General features: G+C 67.8%; 18 protein-coding genes and 1 pseudogene. 7 read left to right on the top strand and 12 right to left on the bottom strand.

From position 1 onward, the window contains the following. Window positions 1-277 (bottom strand): HTH domain-containing protein (locus tag AB0F10_RS37510; RefSeq protein ID WP_360636606.1); only part of this gene is annotated, 277 nt, incomplete at its 3' end. A gap of 61 nt (window positions 278-338) precedes the next feature. On the opposite strand from AB0F10_RS37510, the gene AB0F10_RS37505 reads away from it, so the two are divergent. Next, the gene (locus AB0F10_RS37505) at window positions 339-830 is read left to right on the top strand and encodes a VOC family protein (protein WP_360636603.1); all 492 of its coding nucleotides are present in this window, start codon (window positions 339-341) and stop codon (window positions 828-830) included. 366 nt (window positions 831-1196) lie between these two features. Here AB0F10_RS37505 and AB0F10_RS37500 read toward each other — a convergent pair whose 3' ends face one another. From AB0F10_RS37500 to AB0F10_RS37480, 5 genes are all read right to left on the bottom strand, one after another. Then, the gene (locus tag AB0F10_RS37500; RefSeq protein ID WP_360636600.1) at window positions 1197-2501 is read right to left on the bottom strand and encodes a phage major capsid protein; all 1305 of its coding nucleotides are present in this window, start codon (window positions 2499-2501) and stop codon (window positions 1197-1199) included. A gap of 424 nt (window positions 2502-2925) precedes the next feature. Then, the gene (locus AB0F10_RS37495) at window positions 2926-3189 is read right to left on the bottom strand and encodes a hypothetical protein (RefSeq protein ID WP_360636597.1); all 264 of its coding nucleotides are present in this window, start codon (window positions 3187-3189) and stop codon (window positions 2926-2928) included. 187 nt (window positions 3190-3376) lie between these two features. Continuing rightward, entirely contained in the window at window positions 3377-3514 is a 138-nt protein-coding gene (locus AB0F10_RS37490) for a hypothetical protein (RefSeq protein ID WP_360636594.1), read from the bottom strand. Between the two features lie 10 nt (window positions 3515-3524). After that, complete coding sequence (locus tag AB0F10_RS37485; protein ID WP_360636591.1) at window positions 3525-3842, bottom strand: hypothetical protein; 318 nt, start codon at window positions 3840-3842, stop codon at window positions 3525-3527. A gap of 145 nt (window positions 3843-3987) precedes the next feature. Next, the gene (locus AB0F10_RS37480; RefSeq protein WP_360636588.1) at window positions 3988-4194 is read right to left on the bottom strand and encodes a hypothetical protein; all 207 of its coding nucleotides are present in this window, start codon (window positions 4192-4194) and stop codon (window positions 3988-3990) included. A gap of 62 nt (window positions 4195-4256) precedes the next feature. Between AB0F10_RS37480 and AB0F10_RS37475 the strand changes: the two genes are divergently transcribed. The 4 genes from AB0F10_RS37475 to AB0F10_RS37460 all read left to right on the top strand — a co-directional run bounded on the left by AB0F10_RS37475 (window position 4257) and on the right by AB0F10_RS37460 (window position 6188). Then, on the top strand, window positions 4257-4844 hold the full coding sequence (locus tag AB0F10_RS37475; RefSeq protein ID WP_360636585.1) for an HK97 family phage prohead protease: 588 nt from the start codon (window positions 4257-4259) through the stop codon (window positions 4842-4844). 160 nt (window positions 4845-5004) lie between these two features. Continuing rightward, entirely contained in the window at window positions 5005-5631 is a 627-nt protein-coding gene (locus AB0F10_RS37470) for a hypothetical protein (protein WP_360636582.1), read from the top strand. Next, window positions 5628-5870 (top strand): hypothetical protein, encoded by a 243-nt coding sequence (locus AB0F10_RS37465; RefSeq protein ID WP_360636579.1) that lies wholly within the window; start codon window positions 5628-5630, stop codon window positions 5868-5870. The genes AB0F10_RS37470 and AB0F10_RS37465 overlap by 4 nt, the downstream gene beginning before the upstream one ends. After that, window positions 5871-6188, top strand: a complete 318-nt coding sequence (locus AB0F10_RS37460; RefSeq protein ID WP_360636576.1) for a hypothetical protein — start codon at window positions 5871-5873, stop codon at window positions 6186-6188. A 358-nt stretch (window positions 6189-6546) separates the two neighbouring features. Here AB0F10_RS37460 and AB0F10_RS37455 read toward each other — a convergent pair whose 3' ends face one another. From AB0F10_RS37455 to AB0F10_RS37440, 4 genes are all read right to left on the bottom strand, one after another. Further along, the gene (locus tag AB0F10_RS37455; protein WP_360636573.1) at window positions 6547-7779 is read right to left on the bottom strand and encodes an AAA family ATPase; all 1233 of its coding nucleotides are present in this window, start codon (window positions 7777-7779) and stop codon (window positions 6547-6549) included. A gap of 555 nt (window positions 7780-8334) precedes the next feature. Further along, the gene (locus AB0F10_RS37450; protein WP_360636570.1) at window positions 8335-8538 is read right to left on the bottom strand and encodes a hypothetical protein; all 204 of its coding nucleotides are present in this window, start codon (window positions 8536-8538) and stop codon (window positions 8335-8337) included. A gap of 135 nt (window positions 8539-8673) precedes the next feature. Then, the gene (locus AB0F10_RS37445) at window positions 8674-8985 is read right to left on the bottom strand and encodes a hypothetical protein (protein WP_360636567.1); all 312 of its coding nucleotides are present in this window, start codon (window positions 8983-8985) and stop codon (window positions 8674-8676) included. Further along, window positions 8982-10655 (bottom strand): recombinase family protein, encoded by a 1674-nt coding sequence (locus AB0F10_RS37440; RefSeq protein ID WP_360636564.1) that lies wholly within the window; start codon window positions 10653-10655, stop codon window positions 8982-8984. Before AB0F10_RS37440 ends, AB0F10_RS37445 begins: the two co-directional genes overlap by 4 nt. Before the next feature lie 27 nt (window positions 10656-10682). On the opposite strand from AB0F10_RS37440, the pseudogene AB0F10_RS37435 reads away from it, so the two are divergent. Together AB0F10_RS37435 and AB0F10_RS37430 are read left to right on the top strand one after the other, a co-directional pair. Next, window positions 10683-10907: pseudogene (locus AB0F10_RS37435) on the top strand (VOC family protein); the annotation flags it as partial. Window positions 10908-11026: 119 nt separating this feature from the next. Next, window positions 11027-12085 carry an NYN domain-containing protein gene (locus tag AB0F10_RS37430; RefSeq protein WP_360636561.1) on the top strand — a complete coding sequence of 353 codons (1059 nt, stop codon included), beginning with the start codon at window positions 11027-11029 and terminating at the stop codon, window positions 12083-12085. A 22-nt stretch (window positions 12086-12107) separates the two neighbouring features. On the opposite strand, the gene AB0F10_RS37425 is transcribed toward AB0F10_RS37430, so the two are convergent. Both AB0F10_RS37425 and AB0F10_RS37420 read right to left on the bottom strand, forming a co-directional pair. Then, window positions 12108-13610: a hypothetical protein gene (locus AB0F10_RS37425; protein ID WP_360636558.1), complete on the bottom strand. Its 1503-nt coding sequence runs from the start codon at window positions 13608-13610 to the stop codon at window positions 12108-12110. 64 nt (window positions 13611-13674) lie between these two features. After that, window positions 13675-15906: an ExeM/NucH family extracellular endonuclease gene (locus AB0F10_RS37420; protein WP_360636555.1), complete on the bottom strand. Its 2232-nt coding sequence runs from the start codon at window positions 15904-15906 to the stop codon at window positions 13675-13677. Between the last annotated feature and the right edge of the window lie 135 nt (window positions 15907-16041).

The following is a 16041-nucleotide window of genomic DNA, read 5'->3' as shown; positions in this document are numbered from 1 at the left end:
CCCCGCCACCCGCGCCGGCCAGCAGCGACGCCGCCGTCGCGATCGCCTCCTCGTCGTCCAGCAGCAGCGGCGGCAACTCCTGCCCGGCGCCGAGCCGGTATCCGCCCCCGGCGCCCAGGTCGGCGTTCACCGGATAGCCGAGCGTGCGCAGCCGCTCGACGTCCCGCCGCACCGTGCGGGTGGTGACGCCGAGCCGCTCGGCAAGCTCGGGGCCGGTCGAGAGTTGCCGCTGCTGGAGCAGCCCGAGCAGGGCCAGCACCCGCTCCGCCGTATCCATGCCGTCATCCTGTCAGGCAAAGCGGACCGATCCTGTCCGCCTTCTGTGCCAGGGTGATCGCATGGCAGACGAACGGACCAGGAGCCGGGAATTTCAGGTCACCATCGACGCGCACGACCCGCAGGCACTGTCGATCTTCTGGCGCGACGCGCTGGGCTACGTCCATCCCGGCCCGCCCGGTGTGGAGCTGCCCGCGGGCGCGGACCCCCTGGCCGCCTGGGAGTCCTTCCTCGAGCGTGCCGGCGTACCGAAGGAGGAGCGCAACACGCGGTCGGCGCTCGAGGATCCGGACGGGCGCGGCCCGCGGATCTTCTTCCAGCAGGTTCCGGAAGGTAAGACCGCCGAACCAAGAACCGGCCCCCGAGCCCACCTCGACGTGCGGGCGGCACCCGGGTTGCGGGGTGAGCAGCGGATGGCGGCGCTGGAGGCCGAGTGCGAGCGGCTCGTCTCGATGGGGGCGGCCCGGGTGCGCCGCTTCGACCCCGAACCCCCGATGGGCGCCGGTCACATCGTCATGACCGATCCGGAGGGTAACGAATTCTGCCTGGACTGATCGGCTGGCAGCACCACACGGCGCCCGGCGCCAAGCGGCGAAGACCTGAGCGCCGGGCGCGTAGCCACCCCGGAGACGACCAGAAACCGGGGAGCACCGGAAGCACGGCACCGCCTTACCACCCCGCCAGACACCCTCAGAGCCGCAGCCGGCACCGAGGGCGGGGGCGCCCGGAGCTGCGGGCTCTCCAGGGTCTCCAGGGTCGAAGATCGGCACCGAGCCGCAAACACGGGAGCCGACGAACCCACAGGCAGGCTTTTAAGGGCCCTGCTCGCGCCCGAGGCGAGCGCGAGCAGGTAATCCCCCTGCGATCCCCAACATTCCCGCAAAGACCGCCGACAGCCTTTGCGGGAAACCTTTGAACCACTACGGAACGGGCGTCAAATTCACCTTGACGATCCCGGTCGGCCTAGTGACCGCCCACCCGGCCCGCATCTCGGCCCGAAACTTCACGAGGTTGGCCGTGAATAGGTCCCCGCCGACGCCAACTCCGTGCAGGTTTTCGTCCCAGATGTGCTCGGTCCACGAGAGCACCACGTTCTCGCGGAGGAACAGCCGAGTCGATCCGATCAGGTCGGCAACGAAAGCAACACCGGCGGGGCAATTGGCGGTGCTGCACACCGGAATCCCCCACGCCCGCCTGGCGCTGCGGTCCAACGGCAGGGCCTGCGCACCCCCGGCGGTAAAAGCCAGCGAACCATCGGTGAGAGTCGACGATTCCAAGGCCTCATAGTCACCTGGGTTCATGATCACCGCAGAGCCTCGGAGACCTTGCACTTCCAGACGGGTAATCGCCGTTCGCAGCACCCGGACCAGCGAATAGTCATCGTTGCCTGCTCGGGCGGCGGTGAGGATGCCCGGGGTATTCGCGAGCCCTAGGAGATTTGGGCCTACTCCGTCACCGCCGATGATCTGAGCCTCGAGCGCCTGTTCGACCCCGAAGCTCATTTCGTTTCCGATGAGCTCCTGCAAAAGGCCCGAGTCGGACAAATCCTGGCGCTGGAGGGGCGAAGAAACGTGGGCAATCGTGGATGCAATGTCATCCACACGGGTGAATAGGTACGTGCTCTCTGGCTTGATCGTTCCCGGGCTCACGGGTCGGGCCGCATTACTGCGTACGTCCTGGCGCATGTAGCAGAAAGCGCCGTCCGTCGGCGTCATCGGAATCAGGGAGCGCAACTCCGCGACCGGCATCCCCTGCTCAACGGCGACGGGCGCCGGAATAGCGACGACGACAGTGCCAGACGGGGTAATACCCGACTTGAATTGCCCGGTCCGGTCAGAGCACTCACGGATAACCGCGGCGCCCCACTCCTTGGCGCGAAACGCCTTCTGAGACGGGCTGTAACCGCCGCCCGGAATGCCACCGAGGCCGAGTTGGTCGGTGAACTCTCGGCCCATGCCGATGAACTTCGACCTGACTTCGGGGGAGCCCCGGTCCGGCGGCCCCGACTTCCCCTCGCGCCGCTCCGCGTCCTTCGCGTAGGACGTGAGCCCCGTCGAGCGAACCATCAGGTCATCGAACGTCTTTTGCTCGGCATTGGTGAGGCCGCGATTGGCAGTGGCAGCTGTATCCACAATGGCGCGCGCCTCATCCGCCGATTCGCGGGCCAGGTCGCGGAGTTGGTCGGGCTTTGCGGAAAAAAGGTCAAGGTTTTCCGTTGGGGACATGCGGAACCGCCTATCCGGGTTCCTCGGGGCCCCTTCGTTTCCTCGGCCCGAATGCCGTCTCGCAGGGACGCGACAAGCATCTGGAGAAGATCCTAATAGGTAACCGGCACCGCCGGGGTTTACGGGGGCGGCGACCTGGCAGGATAGAAGCCCCCCGGTCGCCTGTTTCCTTCCTTCGTTTCCAGGCGGCCGGGGATGGGGTGGGTATTCCCCCGCCGGCCGCCCTCACTTTGGCCGCCGGCAGCGCTACGAAAAGCGAGGTCGGGAACGGGGCGCCAACGTCGAGGAGCAAGACGCAGCCCAGCTAAACGGCCTGTGGCGCCATAGACAAGCGCTAGGCGGCCCCGGGAGGCGCGGTAGGCCCCTGAGGGCTCGTACGGCGAACTCAGACCGATATTGAGGCGACTACCGGAGCCGATCCGAACTACCCGGCATCGGTGCGGAACACCAGGCGGCCCACTTCCTCGCCATGCCGCCACCTGGTTTCTTCGCACAGACCATCCCGCAGGCTTACGAGCCGCCACGTCCGGTCCTTCTCGGCGTTGTACCCCCAAATTGCGTCTCTGGTGAGGATGCCCGTACTGGTGACGGCCAGAATGTGACCGAGCGACATGCCGATTGGCAAATTGCTTGCGGCATTGACGATTGTCGTGGTCGCTTCTGATTCATCGACGCCTATCGAGTACATTGCGCATTCCATTTCCCGGGGAGCGGATTAGCGGAATAGTCGAACGTGAATGCGATTCGGGTTCTGAATGTCGAGAATATGGGTCCACACGGACCGAGTCACTCCGTGCTCCTCTTAGCCGACTGTCCACTGTGTCCTGGACACCCCTACCTCCATCGATGTCTGCCCCCTCCTCGCATTGATCAACTCATCGCCCCGTGGTCTGCGCGACATCGACGACGATCATCAGGTTGCCCACTGTAGATCCAATGTGAATCCAATTCGGATCGTGCCGCTGACCAGGCGTTACGCTGGCTAACGATTTCGTGTCGGCATGATCACTCATGCTCGGAAGTCTACCGTCCGCCCGCCCCGTCAACCCTGCGCGGGAGCGGCTCGGAAGGGTCCGAGGGGGTGCCGATCACGGGGCGTGAGGCGTCGGTCACACCCTCCAGCAGGTACCAGTGAGCCATCCCGTCGTCCCCCACGGCATACGCGGCGCGGGAATGCAACGCCGCCCGCTGCAAAGCCGTGTAAATGGTGGACCGGTGCAGCACGATGCCGCTTTCAGTGCGTATGCGCGCCCGAATTTCCGCCACCGATAGCTGCTTGTCGGCCTTTTCGAGTACACCCATCACAAGATCTTTCGTCAGCAATGCGGCAGGGTTGGTCATTCGATGCGCTCCTTTTGATCCTTCTCGTCGGCGGCCAGCTTCGGGGGCTCGGGGACCTCAGCGCGCCGTAGGGGTCCGAGAGTCCGGAGGTCACCCACTTTCCCCCGCGAATGCCTCCAGCCTCTCCACGTCTCCCTCAGCGGGTCTATCGCGCGATCCAGCCCTGCCGCCACAGCGTGTCGTTCCACTGGCACCATGCCTCGATGTTGACGGCGTAGACATCCGGCTCGAATGGCCGGCGGTTGAGGCGCGGTATCCGGTAGCCGCCACCCGTTTGTGGCTGCGGCTGCGGCTTCGCCCGCGATTCTTCGTCAGCGGGCTTTTCGTCGCGTTCGTTATCCGGTCTGGTCATGGTGACAATCCAACCCCATTGGTGCGACATCATCGAGTGCAGCGATATCGAGGGAGTACATGATGAAGCACAAGACGATGCCGGCGGTGGTGACGGCACCCGACGACGGAGTATTCGAAGCGGTGGTCTCCGTCTTCAACAACAAGGATCTAGGCGGCGACATTGTCCGGCCGGGGGCGTTCCGCAAGAGCCTCGATCGGTGGGCGAAATCCGGGTCGCCGATTCCGGTCTACTGGTCACACCGGACGGATGATCCGTCGATGAATATCGGTGCGGTCCTGGAGGCCCGCGAGCTAAAAGGCGGTTCCATGCCCATCCCCGACTGGGCCAACGACTGGATCAAGAGGAATGGGGGCCTGTACGTCAAAGCGCGGCTGGACGACTTCGGGCAGGCCGCGCAGGTCCGCCACCTGATGCGGAACCGCAGGGTCCAGCAATTCTCATTCAGCTATGACGTGGTCCGTGAGCAGAGGACCGGCGAGGGGAATGAGCTGCTCGAACTGGATTTGCACGAGGTGGGTCCGACGCCGCTGGCTATGAACCCGATGACTGAACTGATCTCCGCGAAGCAGGCCACCGGCGACCCGGTCCCGTCCACCGACCGTCTGTCGCGGGCAGCGTTTCTCGCCTACGCGCGCCTGCTCGGTTGAGGTCCAGCTCAGGGGGCTTCAGGTCCTTATGGTTATCGATCGAGTGACTCGCCGCCACGAGACGCTGGTGCCAGCGTTGACCGGTCATGAATTCAAAAGCCTCAACGACGGTTGAGAGCACATGAGCACACATCAGAATCGACCCAGCCTGTACCGCAGCATGCACATCCCGGCGCCTGCGACGGACCCCAACGTCCCGGCGCCTGACACACTGCGGACGGAGCCCCCGAACGCAACCCCGGAGTGGAAGACCATCCGTGTGGCAGGCGCCGAACTCATCGAGGAGGACAAGGCCCTGCTGACGCGCCTCATGCACCTCGCGGCGTGGGCGGTGGAGCGCTACCCGGCGGGAGACGCCGACTATGAGGTTTGGGACACCGCCCAGTTCGTGGACGTCACCTACAACGACATGGCGGAGGCGGTCCGCGACCAGGCAATCTGGGGTGCGATGAACTTCGTCATCGGCGGTCACGGGGAGCCCACGCCTGAGCAGACGGAGGCAATCATCGCGGCGCTCCCGCTGGCGACGTCCACTGCGGTAGTCGACTTCTGCCTAGACCGGGTCGCGCTGGAGGTCGTACGCGAGGCGGCGCTGACGACGGTCCTGATCTTCGAGGGCGGGCGACCGATCACCGACTACGGCCGGGAGCGCCTCGCCGAGCGGCTCGCGGACGACGAGGCGGACGACCTGCCCGACGACGATGGGATGGGGTTCATCTGCGCCTGCTGCCAGGCGGAAGAGAAGGTCGTCTGTGCGGAATGCCGCGACGAGGAGGCGAACGGGTGACCTCCGCTCTCTCCGCCATCAGAGACCTGATCATGGAGGTACTCCCGGCCCAGAGTGCCCGGATGTCGGTCGCCGAGATCGTCGTGGCCGTTAAGGACCGGGCCGGTGTCCGCCTCGGTAGCAAAGCCACCGTGGCCGCCCTGGAAGAACTGAGTGCGGCATCGATGGCGGCGTACCAGCAGGACGGCCCGAGGGAGCCTCGCCGCTGGTTCCGTAACACCGGACCCGGCCGGTCGTAGATGACCAGCCGGATCCCGCTCACGAACTCCGATCAGTTCGCCCTCGTAGACGATGACATGTACGACGAACTCTCCAAGTGGGAGTGGTACGCGTTGCCCGTCGGGAACACGTACTACGCCGCCCGTGATGTCGTCGACGAGGACGGCAACCGCACGGTGATGCTGATGCACTCTCAGATCATGTATCCGCGAGAGCCGCACCGCTGGGGTGCCTTCCGGATCGGGCCCCGGGAGCGTCCTCTTCGGATTGTCCGCCAGCCGAAGGGTCTCGTCCTCTACACCGAAGATGCCTCGAACGTCGAGCCGGATGGCAGCTAACGCCGACCCGGTGAGGTTGTTCGAGAGGTGATTTGATCATCTGTGGGTTCCCCCTAGGCTCTGGATCGTGAGGCCCACCCGTACGCGGGTGGGCCTCTCGCATGTTCGTGCGGGTATCTGTCTCGCACCCCGTCCGCCCGGTCGTGCTCCGTGCTCCCGAGTGCTCCGCGAGTGCCCGTGAGTGCTTGCGCCCGGGGTGTGGATGTAGCGCTCAGTTAGAGATGCGGATAGGGACACTTCTCGGGGTCTCCTCTCGGAAGTGTCCCTATGTCCCCCGGGGACACTTCTTCTTCTTCTTAAAAGTGTGTGTGAGCAGGGCATAGGGACATAGGGACACTTCTCGGGGGGAGACCCCCTGTCACTCATTGGCGGTGCGATCGGGTCCGTAGTGCCCGTGCAGAGGGTTACCGAGTTCGCCACGTCCTGCTGCTCGTCGCAGCAGCTTCCGCAGGCTTTCGCGTTTGATCTCCGGGAACTTGTCGGCGATCACCGCGATCGGCATCGGGTAGCCGACGGACTCGACGTAGGCGACGACTTCGGCGGTGCGGTCGCTGACGTCGCGTCCCTGCCGTTCGGGCCTGCGTGACAGCACCTCGTCGACGCCGACATCTGTCTCCCCGGTCCACCTGAACCGGCCGACGCTGGTCTGACCGTCGTCGGTGTCGATGAAGACTTCATCGATGGCGTAGGTCAGGTGGGCCTGGTCGACCCGGCCCAGGTTGTTTTTGATCTGCGAGGCGACGAAGGTCCCGTTGTCGGTGTCTGCGGCCAACGCGAATGCGGCCCGTGCGACTTCGGCCCATGCCCTGCCGCCGGGGATCTTCGACAACACATCGGTGTCGGTGGCTTTGTTGAAGTGGGCCAGCGCGGCCACGAAGATTTCGGCCCGCTCGGCGGCGTCGCGCAGTGGTTCCAAAGCCTGCCGCAGCTCCCGGCTCTGGTTGACGGACAGTTTCTCGTCGACGTGGGACACGACCGGGTCGAGCATGAGCGCTGCCCCGTTCACGTCCCGGGATAGGGGCGGGATGCTGCGGCAGTCCAGGGGCAGGCTGAGGCGGCTCCCGCCTGTGCCGGCCGTTTCGACGTTGATCCGGTAGACCAGGTTGAGGTCGGCGCCGGCGGCGATGAGCCGGGGGGCGATCGTGTACCGCCAGGAATCCTCGCTGGCCGCGTACAGCACCGCCCGGGGTGTCCCTACGAACTCTCCTGGCAGGGTGCCCCGGGTGATTTGCGCGGCGAGCCAGGCGAGGAACAGTGACTTGCCGATTCCTTCCCTGCCGGGGATGAGGGTGAGTTCACCGATCGGCATCCGCCCCGCCCATCCCCACTTAACCCGGGCGGGGCGGAATGCGGATGCGGGGGTGAGGGTGAGGTGTCGCGTCGGTGCGCTCTCCTCCTTCTCCTGCTGTGTCGGCGGGGCGGGTACGGCCTTCGTGTCGTCCTGCTCGCGGGGCGGAGTGAAGGCAGGGCAGCGGCACGGCTCGAATTGGCATCGGGGGCAGAGCCCCGGCGGCAGGGTTTCGCAGATGAAACACGAGCCGTCGGGGTCGAGCTGCGCGCGGCATTGAACGCATTGGGTCATCGTCGTCATGCCGCGTCCTGGTTGTACCAGTCCGTCATTGCCAGCCCTGCTGTCCGACGCTCAGGCCAACCCAGAGACATCCCGTTCTGGCCGTAGCCGCCACCGGGGTCGTGCGGCTGCCCGGCGACGTCGGGGGGCTGGAGGACCTCGACCTTTCTGCCGGCCCGGTCTACGCCGCAGATGGCGTCTAACTCCCGTGTCACGCGGCGGCGATACCTGAGATCACGGGTGAACTGGGCACGCCGCCACGCCACATGTTGGGGATCACCCGGCAGAAGGATTTCCGCGCTTGCGGTGGAGTCTGCTGCCCGCCGACGGCTAGGGTTGGAGATCAGGTGATCGACGGGAGCCGCTTCCAGGCAGGGGGCGGCTTCTTCTTTTGGAGTCATACCGCCGCGCCCCTTTTTCCGGCTGCTTCCCGAGCCAGTTCCCGGGCCAGCGCTTCCGGATCCTCAATGGCGAGCCGTGCCCGTCGGCTAACACGGGCGCGCAGCAGGTCTTGCGCGAGGTCCCACAGAAACGCGGGGCTGTCGACCATTCTCGGAGTGGCATTCTCCGGGGCGGTCACGCGCTGGCTCCGTCGGACAGCAGCAGGGCGGCGAGGCGGCAGCGCTCCTGTGCGGTTAGGGGCGGCATTTCGATGAGTGTGCTGGTGATGGTTTTTGCGAGCCGTTCAGCGCGCAACTGACGGCGCAGTTCGGAGGTGTCGGCGCCGGGGTGGTGACGTTCGGCGGCAGCCAGTCGGGCGCGGGCCTGAGTCCAACTCATCGGAGTGGGCTTCCTTTGGGTACGAAGAATCTCGCCCCCATACCTGTGCAGATTGCTCAGGAGGTAGCCCGGTCCGCGCGAACTAATTTGGGTCCCGCACGGCATCCCCACCCGATTAAACGGGTTATTGCTTCGTCACGTTAGCAGACTGATATCGAACCGGGTAGCACGGGCCGTTCCGAGTTCATCGGCGAGTCGCAGAGCCTGATCGCGGGTGAGCCGGAAATCGCGGCGGCAGCGGACGCAAAAGAAATTCGCGGTTCGTTCTGTCGACCTGCCGTCGGTGCCGACGATCCGCGCATTCGGCCGATCGAATTCGTCGACACGTTCTTTATCGGGTGAGAATCCCCCCCCGAACCAATGGAGTTCGCCGACCTTGATCCGGCTGTGCTGCTTCCGGTCGGCACAGACAAGCGTCACCCGCCAAACCGCAGGATCGATTTTCACGCGCCCTCCGGTGACTGAGCACCCGGCGGCACCCATTCTGGGGTTCCGACTCGACCCGCGTTGAACCACCCGGGATTACCGCCACCACCCCGACCCGTCGCGCGATTTACAGCAACCGAACGGATCGTCAGCGACAGGTAGTGCCGCCTTACGTCCAACGTCAGCTCTTCCCAGTCGTCACGCAGGGCCTGCCAGTCAACGTCGTCCCCCATCGATGGCAGCGGCAGGGACGCCCTTTCCGTCTGTAGATCACGTTGCCTGAGTTTGAGTTTCTGTGTGCGGCGATTCAGCTCAAGGCGGTCGATAAGATCATCGTCAAACTGATCTTGGTATACCTCCAGCTTCCCCCCGAGCCGGACGATCTCCTTTTCAATCTCCGCCCTTCGCGACGCGTGCGCGTCGGTGTTCAGCGCTGCCCGGAAGGCCGGCTGCTCGAGCTGCTCGAAGAGAAGGTCGACGACGTGCTTCTCGAACGGGTCCCCCATGATCCCGATGCAGCTCTTGCCGCCCAGCTTCGGAGTGCAAAAATAATAGGGCGCGACTTTCGTCATCTCTCGCGGCCCACCCTTCGGCTTACGGCTGAACTGTTTCATCGACGCAGTGAGCGGGGCGCGGCATACCCCGCAGTAAGCAATGCCGCCCGTCAGCAGATACCTGCGGGCGGTGGAGCGGGCTGTCGCCATTGAGACGGGATACGTGCCGCCATCCGAACGCAGGACCCTACGCGGCGCCGTCAGCCTGTCCCGTAGCGCGACGAAGGTCTCCTCGTCCAGAATCGCCGTCCAATTGCCGGATCCCGGACCCATGTCCTTCTTCTGGTGGACGCGGTGCCCGGCAACGGTCAAGTTCGTCAGCCAGCTCCGCACCGTTTGGTTCGTGATTGTCGACGGCCGGGTCATCGGCGTGCCGCCCTCATCGACGGGCCTCCCGTCGAGCGTGACGACCGGGCATTCGCACTTTTTGGGCCGGCCATCACCACACTGGTGGTTGATCACCTTCATGCGGTGCGGCCCGTGCATCTTGTGTTCCGGCTCAGAGTCCGGGCATACCTTGCACTTCCGCTCCCGCAGGTCGGCCGCGATGGACGTCAGCGACCAGCCATCGAGCACCCGCCCCGCGCACTCGCGGATCACCTCAGCCGCCGCCTCAACGACGACATAGGTTTTATCGCCGCGCTCGTTGACGCCGTGGACATAGCCAAACGGGAGCGCACCGGGCGCGACACCCCGCTCCGCCTTTTCTTTCAGATTGTCCATGAGTCGCCTGTATAGGATTTCCACCTCCTCGCCGTTAACCACCGACTTGAGCTTCGCAGCGAGGCCACGGACCTGCACGATGCCTTCACGGTTGGTGTGGAACTCCGTCAGTCCCGCAGACTCCCACTCGCGACCAAGCCGAAAAAACTCCTCCGGACGCCGCTCCAACCGCGACTGCTCGACCGCCCATAGCTGAGCCACCTCGCCCCGAGCGACCGCCTCCCGTAGCGCCTCGTACTGCGGTCGGTGATCCCCGTTCGCCGCGCTGATGTCGTTGTCGGCGAACACCTGCACCGGCAGATCAGGCCACATCTTGGCGGCGTACTCGCGGCCCCACTTCTCCTGGGCGCGGACGCCTTCGGTCCGGCCGGCCCGGTCCTTGCTGATACGGCAGTAGAGCGCTACGTAACCCATGCCCTTCATCATACGGTGCTTGGTTGACGGCAACTTCCGGAAGACAAGATCGCGAAGAACCGCCTGCATCTCGACGTGCGGGCGGCACCCGGGTTGCGGGGTGAGCAGCGGATGGCGGCGCTGGAGGCCGAGTGCGAGCGGCTCGTCTCGATGGGGGCGGCCCGGGTGCGCCGCTTCGAACCCGAACCCCCGATGGGCGCCGGCCACATCGTCATGACCGACCCCGAGGGCAACGAGTTCTGCCTCGACTGAGCGCGGCCCCGGGGCCCGGCGCCTGAGAGCCGCCTGAGCCGGGCTCAGCCCGGCCACAGCGCGCCACTTCCAGGATCGACGCACGACGATTCGATCCGTACGGGGGAAGTGGCATGGTGATGAGCAGGAGTCTTCTCCGGCGCTGGCCCGAGTGGACCGGCTATGCCGCGGCGGCGTGGTCCCTGGCGTACGGGATCCTCGGCATCTACTGGTTCGCGGGCGGCGCCGGGTTTCCGTTCGGTCCCGCCGCCCTGGATCGCCGGTCCGGATCGATGATGGAGGGCGTCGACGCCCATGTGGCCGGCGCGGCGATGGCGGGGATCGGGCTGCTCGGGGCCGCGACGGGAGTCGTCATGGCCAGATCGGGGCGGCGGGGCCGTGCCACGACGGCGCTCCTGGGAATCGGCTGGTCGATGGCCGTCCTGCTGACCCTGATCGTTCAGGACTACTTCCTGCTCGGCCTGATCGCCTTCTCACCCGTGCTGCTGGTCTTCGCCTTCACCGGCGTGCCGGGCCCGCAGGACGGCATCGGCGACATCCTCTACTGGCACCGGACGAACCTTCTCGTCCTCTTCGCCGGCGGCCTGCTCTGGGCGGCCGCCACCGTCGCCTACCGCCGGCGATCGCGCGGCGCCTGCCCGCACTGCGGCCGAATGGGCGGCACGCACGACGACACCTCGCGGGAGACGCTGCACCGCTGGGGCCGGTGGGCCGTGCTGGTGGCCGTCCTCGCCCCGGCGCCGTACGAGATCACCCGGGTCGCCTGGTTCCTGGGATTTCCGCTCGGGGTGCCCCGCGATTTCCTGCGCATGATGCAGCAGACCCCGGGGATGCTGGGGATCGGGCTGGGATGCGCGGTCGCGTCCGCGCTCGGCACCGTGCTCACCCACGGCCTGGTGCACCGCTGGGGAGAACGCTGTCCCCGCTGGATCTGGTTCCGGGCGGGCCGCCGGATCCCGCCCGCCCTCGCCGTCGTGCCGGCGGCGGTCGTCGCCGCCGCGCTCATCCCCGCCGGGCTGATGAATCTGCGGATACCCACCCGCCTGGACGGCTGGGCGATCAACGTGCCGGGCATGCTCTGGACCGTCTGGGGTGCGGCGCTCGGCACCGCCGCCTACCTCTACTTCCTGCGTCGCCGAGCCGCCTGCCGCCGCTGCGGCAATGGAGGCCTGCGCTGACGGCTCCCCGTCGTCCGGCCGCTCACCGGCACAGGAGGAGGATTCCCTCCCTCTGTACGGCCGGAAGGGAGGGATTCGCCGCGGCGTGCTCCGCCAGTTCCGGGTCGTCGAGCAGCGCGACGACCGAGGCGGCCGGCAGGCGTGGACACGCAGCCATCGCGTGCCGGACGCCGGCGTCCTGATCGGCGCACAGCCGTTCGATCAGCGCCGGATCGGCGGCCGGGTCGCGGGCGGCAAGTCGCCGCACCTCCGGGTCGGCGTGGCGGCCGGCGAAGGCCGCCAGGCCCTCGGCCGGGAACTGCGGCAACTCGGGGAGCTCGTCCCGGCCACACCCTCGATGTTCCAGGAAGCCGCGCAGGAGCAGCGCCGGCGGGGCGCCCGGGTGATTCCGGGCCAGCAGCAGCCGTACGCCGAGGTCGGGATCGTCGGTGAGCACGGCGACGGACTCCGCGGGAAGGCCGGGGTTGCGGGCCGCGCGGCGGCGCAGCAGCGGGTTGACCGAGCCGGCCCACCGCAGTGCGTCGGCGAGTGGGGGCGCCTGGTCCTGGTGCCGGTGCAGCAGCGACCAGTGGCACCGGTGCCGGGAACCGTAGTGTCCGTCCGAGGCGTCGGTGGTGACGTCGATGTCGATGGCGGCCCGCTGGTGCTCGGTCAGCGCCGGGTGGACCGAGACCGCCGTGCGGACCTCGGCGGCGGGATCGGCGGCGAGGTCGCGCAGTTGCGCGGCGCTCAGATCGGTCCGATGGACGAGCCTGCCGCGGATGTCGCTGTCCGGGTGCGCCAGCAGCGCCCGCACCACGTCCGGCGGGGTGGTCGGGTTCGCCGCGAGATACCACAACGACTCCGGGTCGCCGCCGGCCACGACCCGGTCCACGAGTGCCCGGGAAAGCGGCCGCTGAAGCACGTTCCACCGCCTGCCGCAGTGGTGGCCGGGCAGGTCGGCGGGTTGCATGATCCGGCGATCCTCCGCGAGGGCGGCCGCGACGACCGCCCTGATCTCCGGCACCGGATCGGCCAGCAGCGCCTCGCGCAGCGGTTCGTCGAGAAGCCTCGGGTATTCGGCGACGGTCCGGCGCACCCGTGGGTCGGCATGCACGGCGGAAAGCCGGTACAGGCGCCGGCCGCCCACGGCGGACGTCAGCTCGCTGCTCAACTCGGCGCCGGTCAGCAACCGGCCGGAAGGCCAATCCTCGATCATGGAGAGCATCGCGTTCAGCATGTCGTCGGAGAGCGGCCGCTGCTCCGGCCGGCCGAGCGCCTGCGTCATCACCAGGACGTCGGAATCCGAGCACAGCCGAAATCGGATCCGCGGATCGACGTCGTCATGCGCGGCCAGCGCCGCGCGGACCCCGGAGGACGGATGACTCAGCAGCGCCTCCTGCAGCGGCATCGGCAGATCCCGCCGGCCCGCCAGCCCCTCGGTGGCGGGCACCGGCGACCTCTCGATCAGGCGCAGCAGCACGTCGAGCGGTGTCGCCGGATTCCTGGCCAGGCCACGCACCAGCGGCGCGGAGTCGTCGATCACCGGCCGAAGGCTACCGGGGTGCGGCGGCCCGGGACCTGTGAGTCCCGGGCCGCCGCCGGTCCGGTCAGCCGACCGGTTTCCAGGGGCTGAGCGGCTTGCCCGGCGCCTGGTTGCGGGTCCACCACTTGGCGGTGTACTTCTTGCCCTGGTGGACGACCGTGTCGCCGGCGACGAAGATCCGCGACGGGGTCCAGATCGCGGTGCCGTCGGCGGCGGTCGCGATCTCCTCCCAGACGCCGTAGGGGTCGCCCGGCGGCAGCCACGCCGTCCACCACAGTGCCCGGTGGATCGCGCCCCGGTAGACCACCGTGTCACCGGCGTTGTAGATCTTCGTGGCGCTCCACGCCGGGGTCGACGGCAGGTTCAGGCCGGCGATGACCGGGTCGTGGTCGGACGCCGCGAACGGGTCGCCGCCGTCGAACAGCAGCGTGGCGTTGTAGTTGTAGCGGCTGTACGCGTACGCGACCGCCTCCTGGGCGTTGATCTGCCAGACGTCCGCCCCGGTGACCATCGCCTTGGCGTTCGGGCTGGCCAGCACGTGGTCGAGCGAGCCCTGCATGTTGTTGTACGAGTAGGTCGGCTCGGCCGGGTCGTACGTGCTGCCCAGGTCGGTGTAGCCGGCCGCGTACAGCACCTCGATCGGGTCCTCGTGCGTGTAGGCGTTGAAGTCGCCGACCAGGAAGACCCGCGTCGTGCCGAGGCTCGCCGCGACCTGGTTCGCGAACGTGACGACGGCCTGCGCCTCGTGGACCCGGGTGGCGTTGAAAGCGCCCTGGTCGTTGGCGGGCGAGGAGGTGTCCTGCGCGTCGCCGTCGTAGAGCGGCGTGCCGCTGCCCTTGGACTTCCAGTGGTTGGCGACGACCAGGAACGCGTCGAGATCGCTGGCGCCGGCCTTCTTGAAGCCCTGCGCGTCCGGCTCCCGGGCGATCGAGAACGGCTCGCCGTCGTCCGATTCGGTGGTCAGCACGGTCTGCGGACCGACCAGCGAGACCTCGGACGGCTTGTAGATGAAGGCCGTCCGGATCACGTCCTGCTGGGCGAGCGGCGGCAGCTTGTCGGCGGGCGGCGACGGCGCGTACGCCCACACGGCCGAACCCGCCGCGGCGTTGAGCGCGTCGACCAGCCCGGCGAGCGCGGTGTCCCGGGGCTCGCCGAACCACGCCGAGTTCTCCACCTCCTCGAGCGAGACGACGCTCGCGCCGAGGCGGTTGACGCCGGTGACGATCTTCGCCTGCTGGCGGGCGAAGCTGACGGCGTCGGCGGCACCGCGCGGGCCGGGCGAGTTGCCCGGCCCGGAGCAGTTGTTCACCGTGATGTGGTTGCCCGCCCGGTCGTTGTAGTACGTGCAGGTGCCGAGGCCCCTCGCCACGTACTCCTCGCCGGTCATCGGGAAGTAGTTCTCCACGTTGAACGTGCCCAGCCTGGTGCCCCGCAGGGCGGCCGGCCGCTCGTTGCCGGTCCGGGTGTCGCTGAACGTCGCGACCGCCGCGCCGTCGTCCACGACCTGGGCCGGCGGTTGCATGTTCCACAGCGAGAAGCGGTAGTCCAGGATCACCGGCTGGTGGAAGGTCACCTTCGAGCCGACGCTTGCGGCGTTCTCCGGCGTGAGCCACGGCAGCGGCTTGCCCGAGTTCGCGGCGCTGCTGTAGTTCAGGGTCGAGCCGTCGTCCAGGGTGATCATGCGGGCCGCGTTGTCGGCGACCACGGCCTGCGCCTCGGCGCTGCCGGCGCGGGCGGCGTCGGTCGGCTGGCGCAGCGGCTTGTCGCCGGCGGCCAGGGTGAACGAGCCGTAGTAGTTCGTGTCGTAGTTGTCCGTCACCGTGAAGGTGCCCTGCGGCGCGATCAACTCGCCCTCGTGGGCCTCCTTCTCGGCGTCGGTGTCCAGCGCGGACCAGGGCAGGCTACCCGCGACGACCGCGGGCAGCGGGTCGGCGAGCTTCGTGACCGCCGGGCTGCTGATCTCGGTCAGGCCCTGGAACTCCGACACCGCGCCGGTGACCTGCACGCTGTCGCCGATGGCGACCTGCCCGGTCGCGATCGAGCCGAAGACGAAGACCGCGTCCGAGGCGCCGGGCGTCAGGTCCGGGCCGCCGGTCTGCACGAAGAAACCATTGAAACCGCCGACCGGGTACGCCGCGGTGACGACGCCGGTGGTGATCACGCTCTTGCCCGCGTACGGGGAGGTGGCGGTGTCGGTGCCCTGGATCTCGGCGATCGTGGCGGCGACCGGCGCGGCCGCGACCTGGAAGGTGAACGACGCCGAGCCGGACGCGCCGGTCGAGTCGGTGGCCGTCACCGTCACGGTGGAGGTGCCGGCGTGGGGGGGCCGGGCCGGGTCGAACCCGGGCGCGGGGGGGGGGCGGCGCCCCGGCGGGGCGGGGCCGCGGGCGGGGGGGCGGGGGGGGCGGGGGGGTGGGGGGGGGGGGGGGGG

Origin of the sequence: Actinoplanes sp. NPDC026623 (genome assembly GCF_040638275.1) — a bacterium.
Taxonomy (GTDB): Bacteria; Actinomycetota; Actinomycetes; order Mycobacteriales; family Micromonosporaceae; genus Actinoplanes.
Note: the sequence above shows the minus strand (reverse complement) of the source record. Positions and strands in the feature narration are given on the sequence as shown.

Excerpts from the sequence above, each read along its gene's own strand:
- AB0F10_RS37505 (WP_360636603.1), top strand. The coding sequence starts at position 339 with ATGGCAGACGAACGGACCAGGAGCCGGGAATTTCAGGTCACCATCGAC.
- AB0F10_RS37500 (WP_360636600.1), bottom strand. The coding sequence starts at position 2,501 with ATGTCCCCAACGGAAAACCTTGACCTTTTTTCCGCAAAGCCCGACCAA.
- AB0F10_RS37495 (WP_360636597.1), bottom strand. The coding sequence starts at position 3,189 with ATGTACTCGATAGGCGTCGATGAATCAGAAGCGACCACGACAATCGTC.
- AB0F10_RS37490 (WP_360636594.1), bottom strand. The coding sequence starts at position 3,514 with ATGAGTGATCATGCCGACACGAAATCGTTAGCCAGCGTAACGCCTGGT.
- AB0F10_RS37485 (WP_360636591.1), bottom strand. The coding sequence starts at position 3,842 with ATGACCAACCCTGCCGCATTGCTGACGAAAGATCTTGTGATGGGTGTA.
- AB0F10_RS37480 (WP_360636588.1), bottom strand. The coding sequence starts at position 4,194 with ATGACCAGACCGGATAACGAACGCGACGAAAAGCCCGCTGACGAAGAA.
- AB0F10_RS37475 (WP_360636585.1), top strand. The coding sequence starts at position 4,257 with ATGAAGCACAAGACGATGCCGGCGGTGGTGACGGCACCCGACGACGGA.
- AB0F10_RS37470 (WP_360636582.1), top strand. The coding sequence starts at position 5,005 with ATGCACATCCCGGCGCCTGCGACGGACCCCAACGTCCCGGCGCCTGAC.
- AB0F10_RS37460 (WP_360636576.1), top strand. The coding sequence starts at position 5,871 with ATGACCAGCCGGATCCCGCTCACGAACTCCGATCAGTTCGCCCTCGTA.
- AB0F10_RS37455 (WP_360636573.1), bottom strand. The coding sequence starts at position 7,779 with ATGACGACGATGACCCAATGCGTTCAATGCCGCGCGCAGCTCGACCCC.
- AB0F10_RS37450 (WP_360636570.1), bottom strand. The coding sequence starts at position 8,538 with ATGAGTTGGACTCAGGCCCGCGCCCGACTGGCTGCCGCCGAACGTCAC.
- AB0F10_RS37440 (WP_360636564.1), bottom strand. The coding sequence starts at position 10,655 with ATGGGTTACGTAGCGCTCTACTGCCGTATCAGCAAGGACCGGGCCGGC.
- AB0F10_RS37430 (WP_360636561.1), top strand. The coding sequence starts at position 11,027 with ATGAGCAGGAGTCTTCTCCGGCGCTGGCCCGAGTGGACCGGCTATGCC.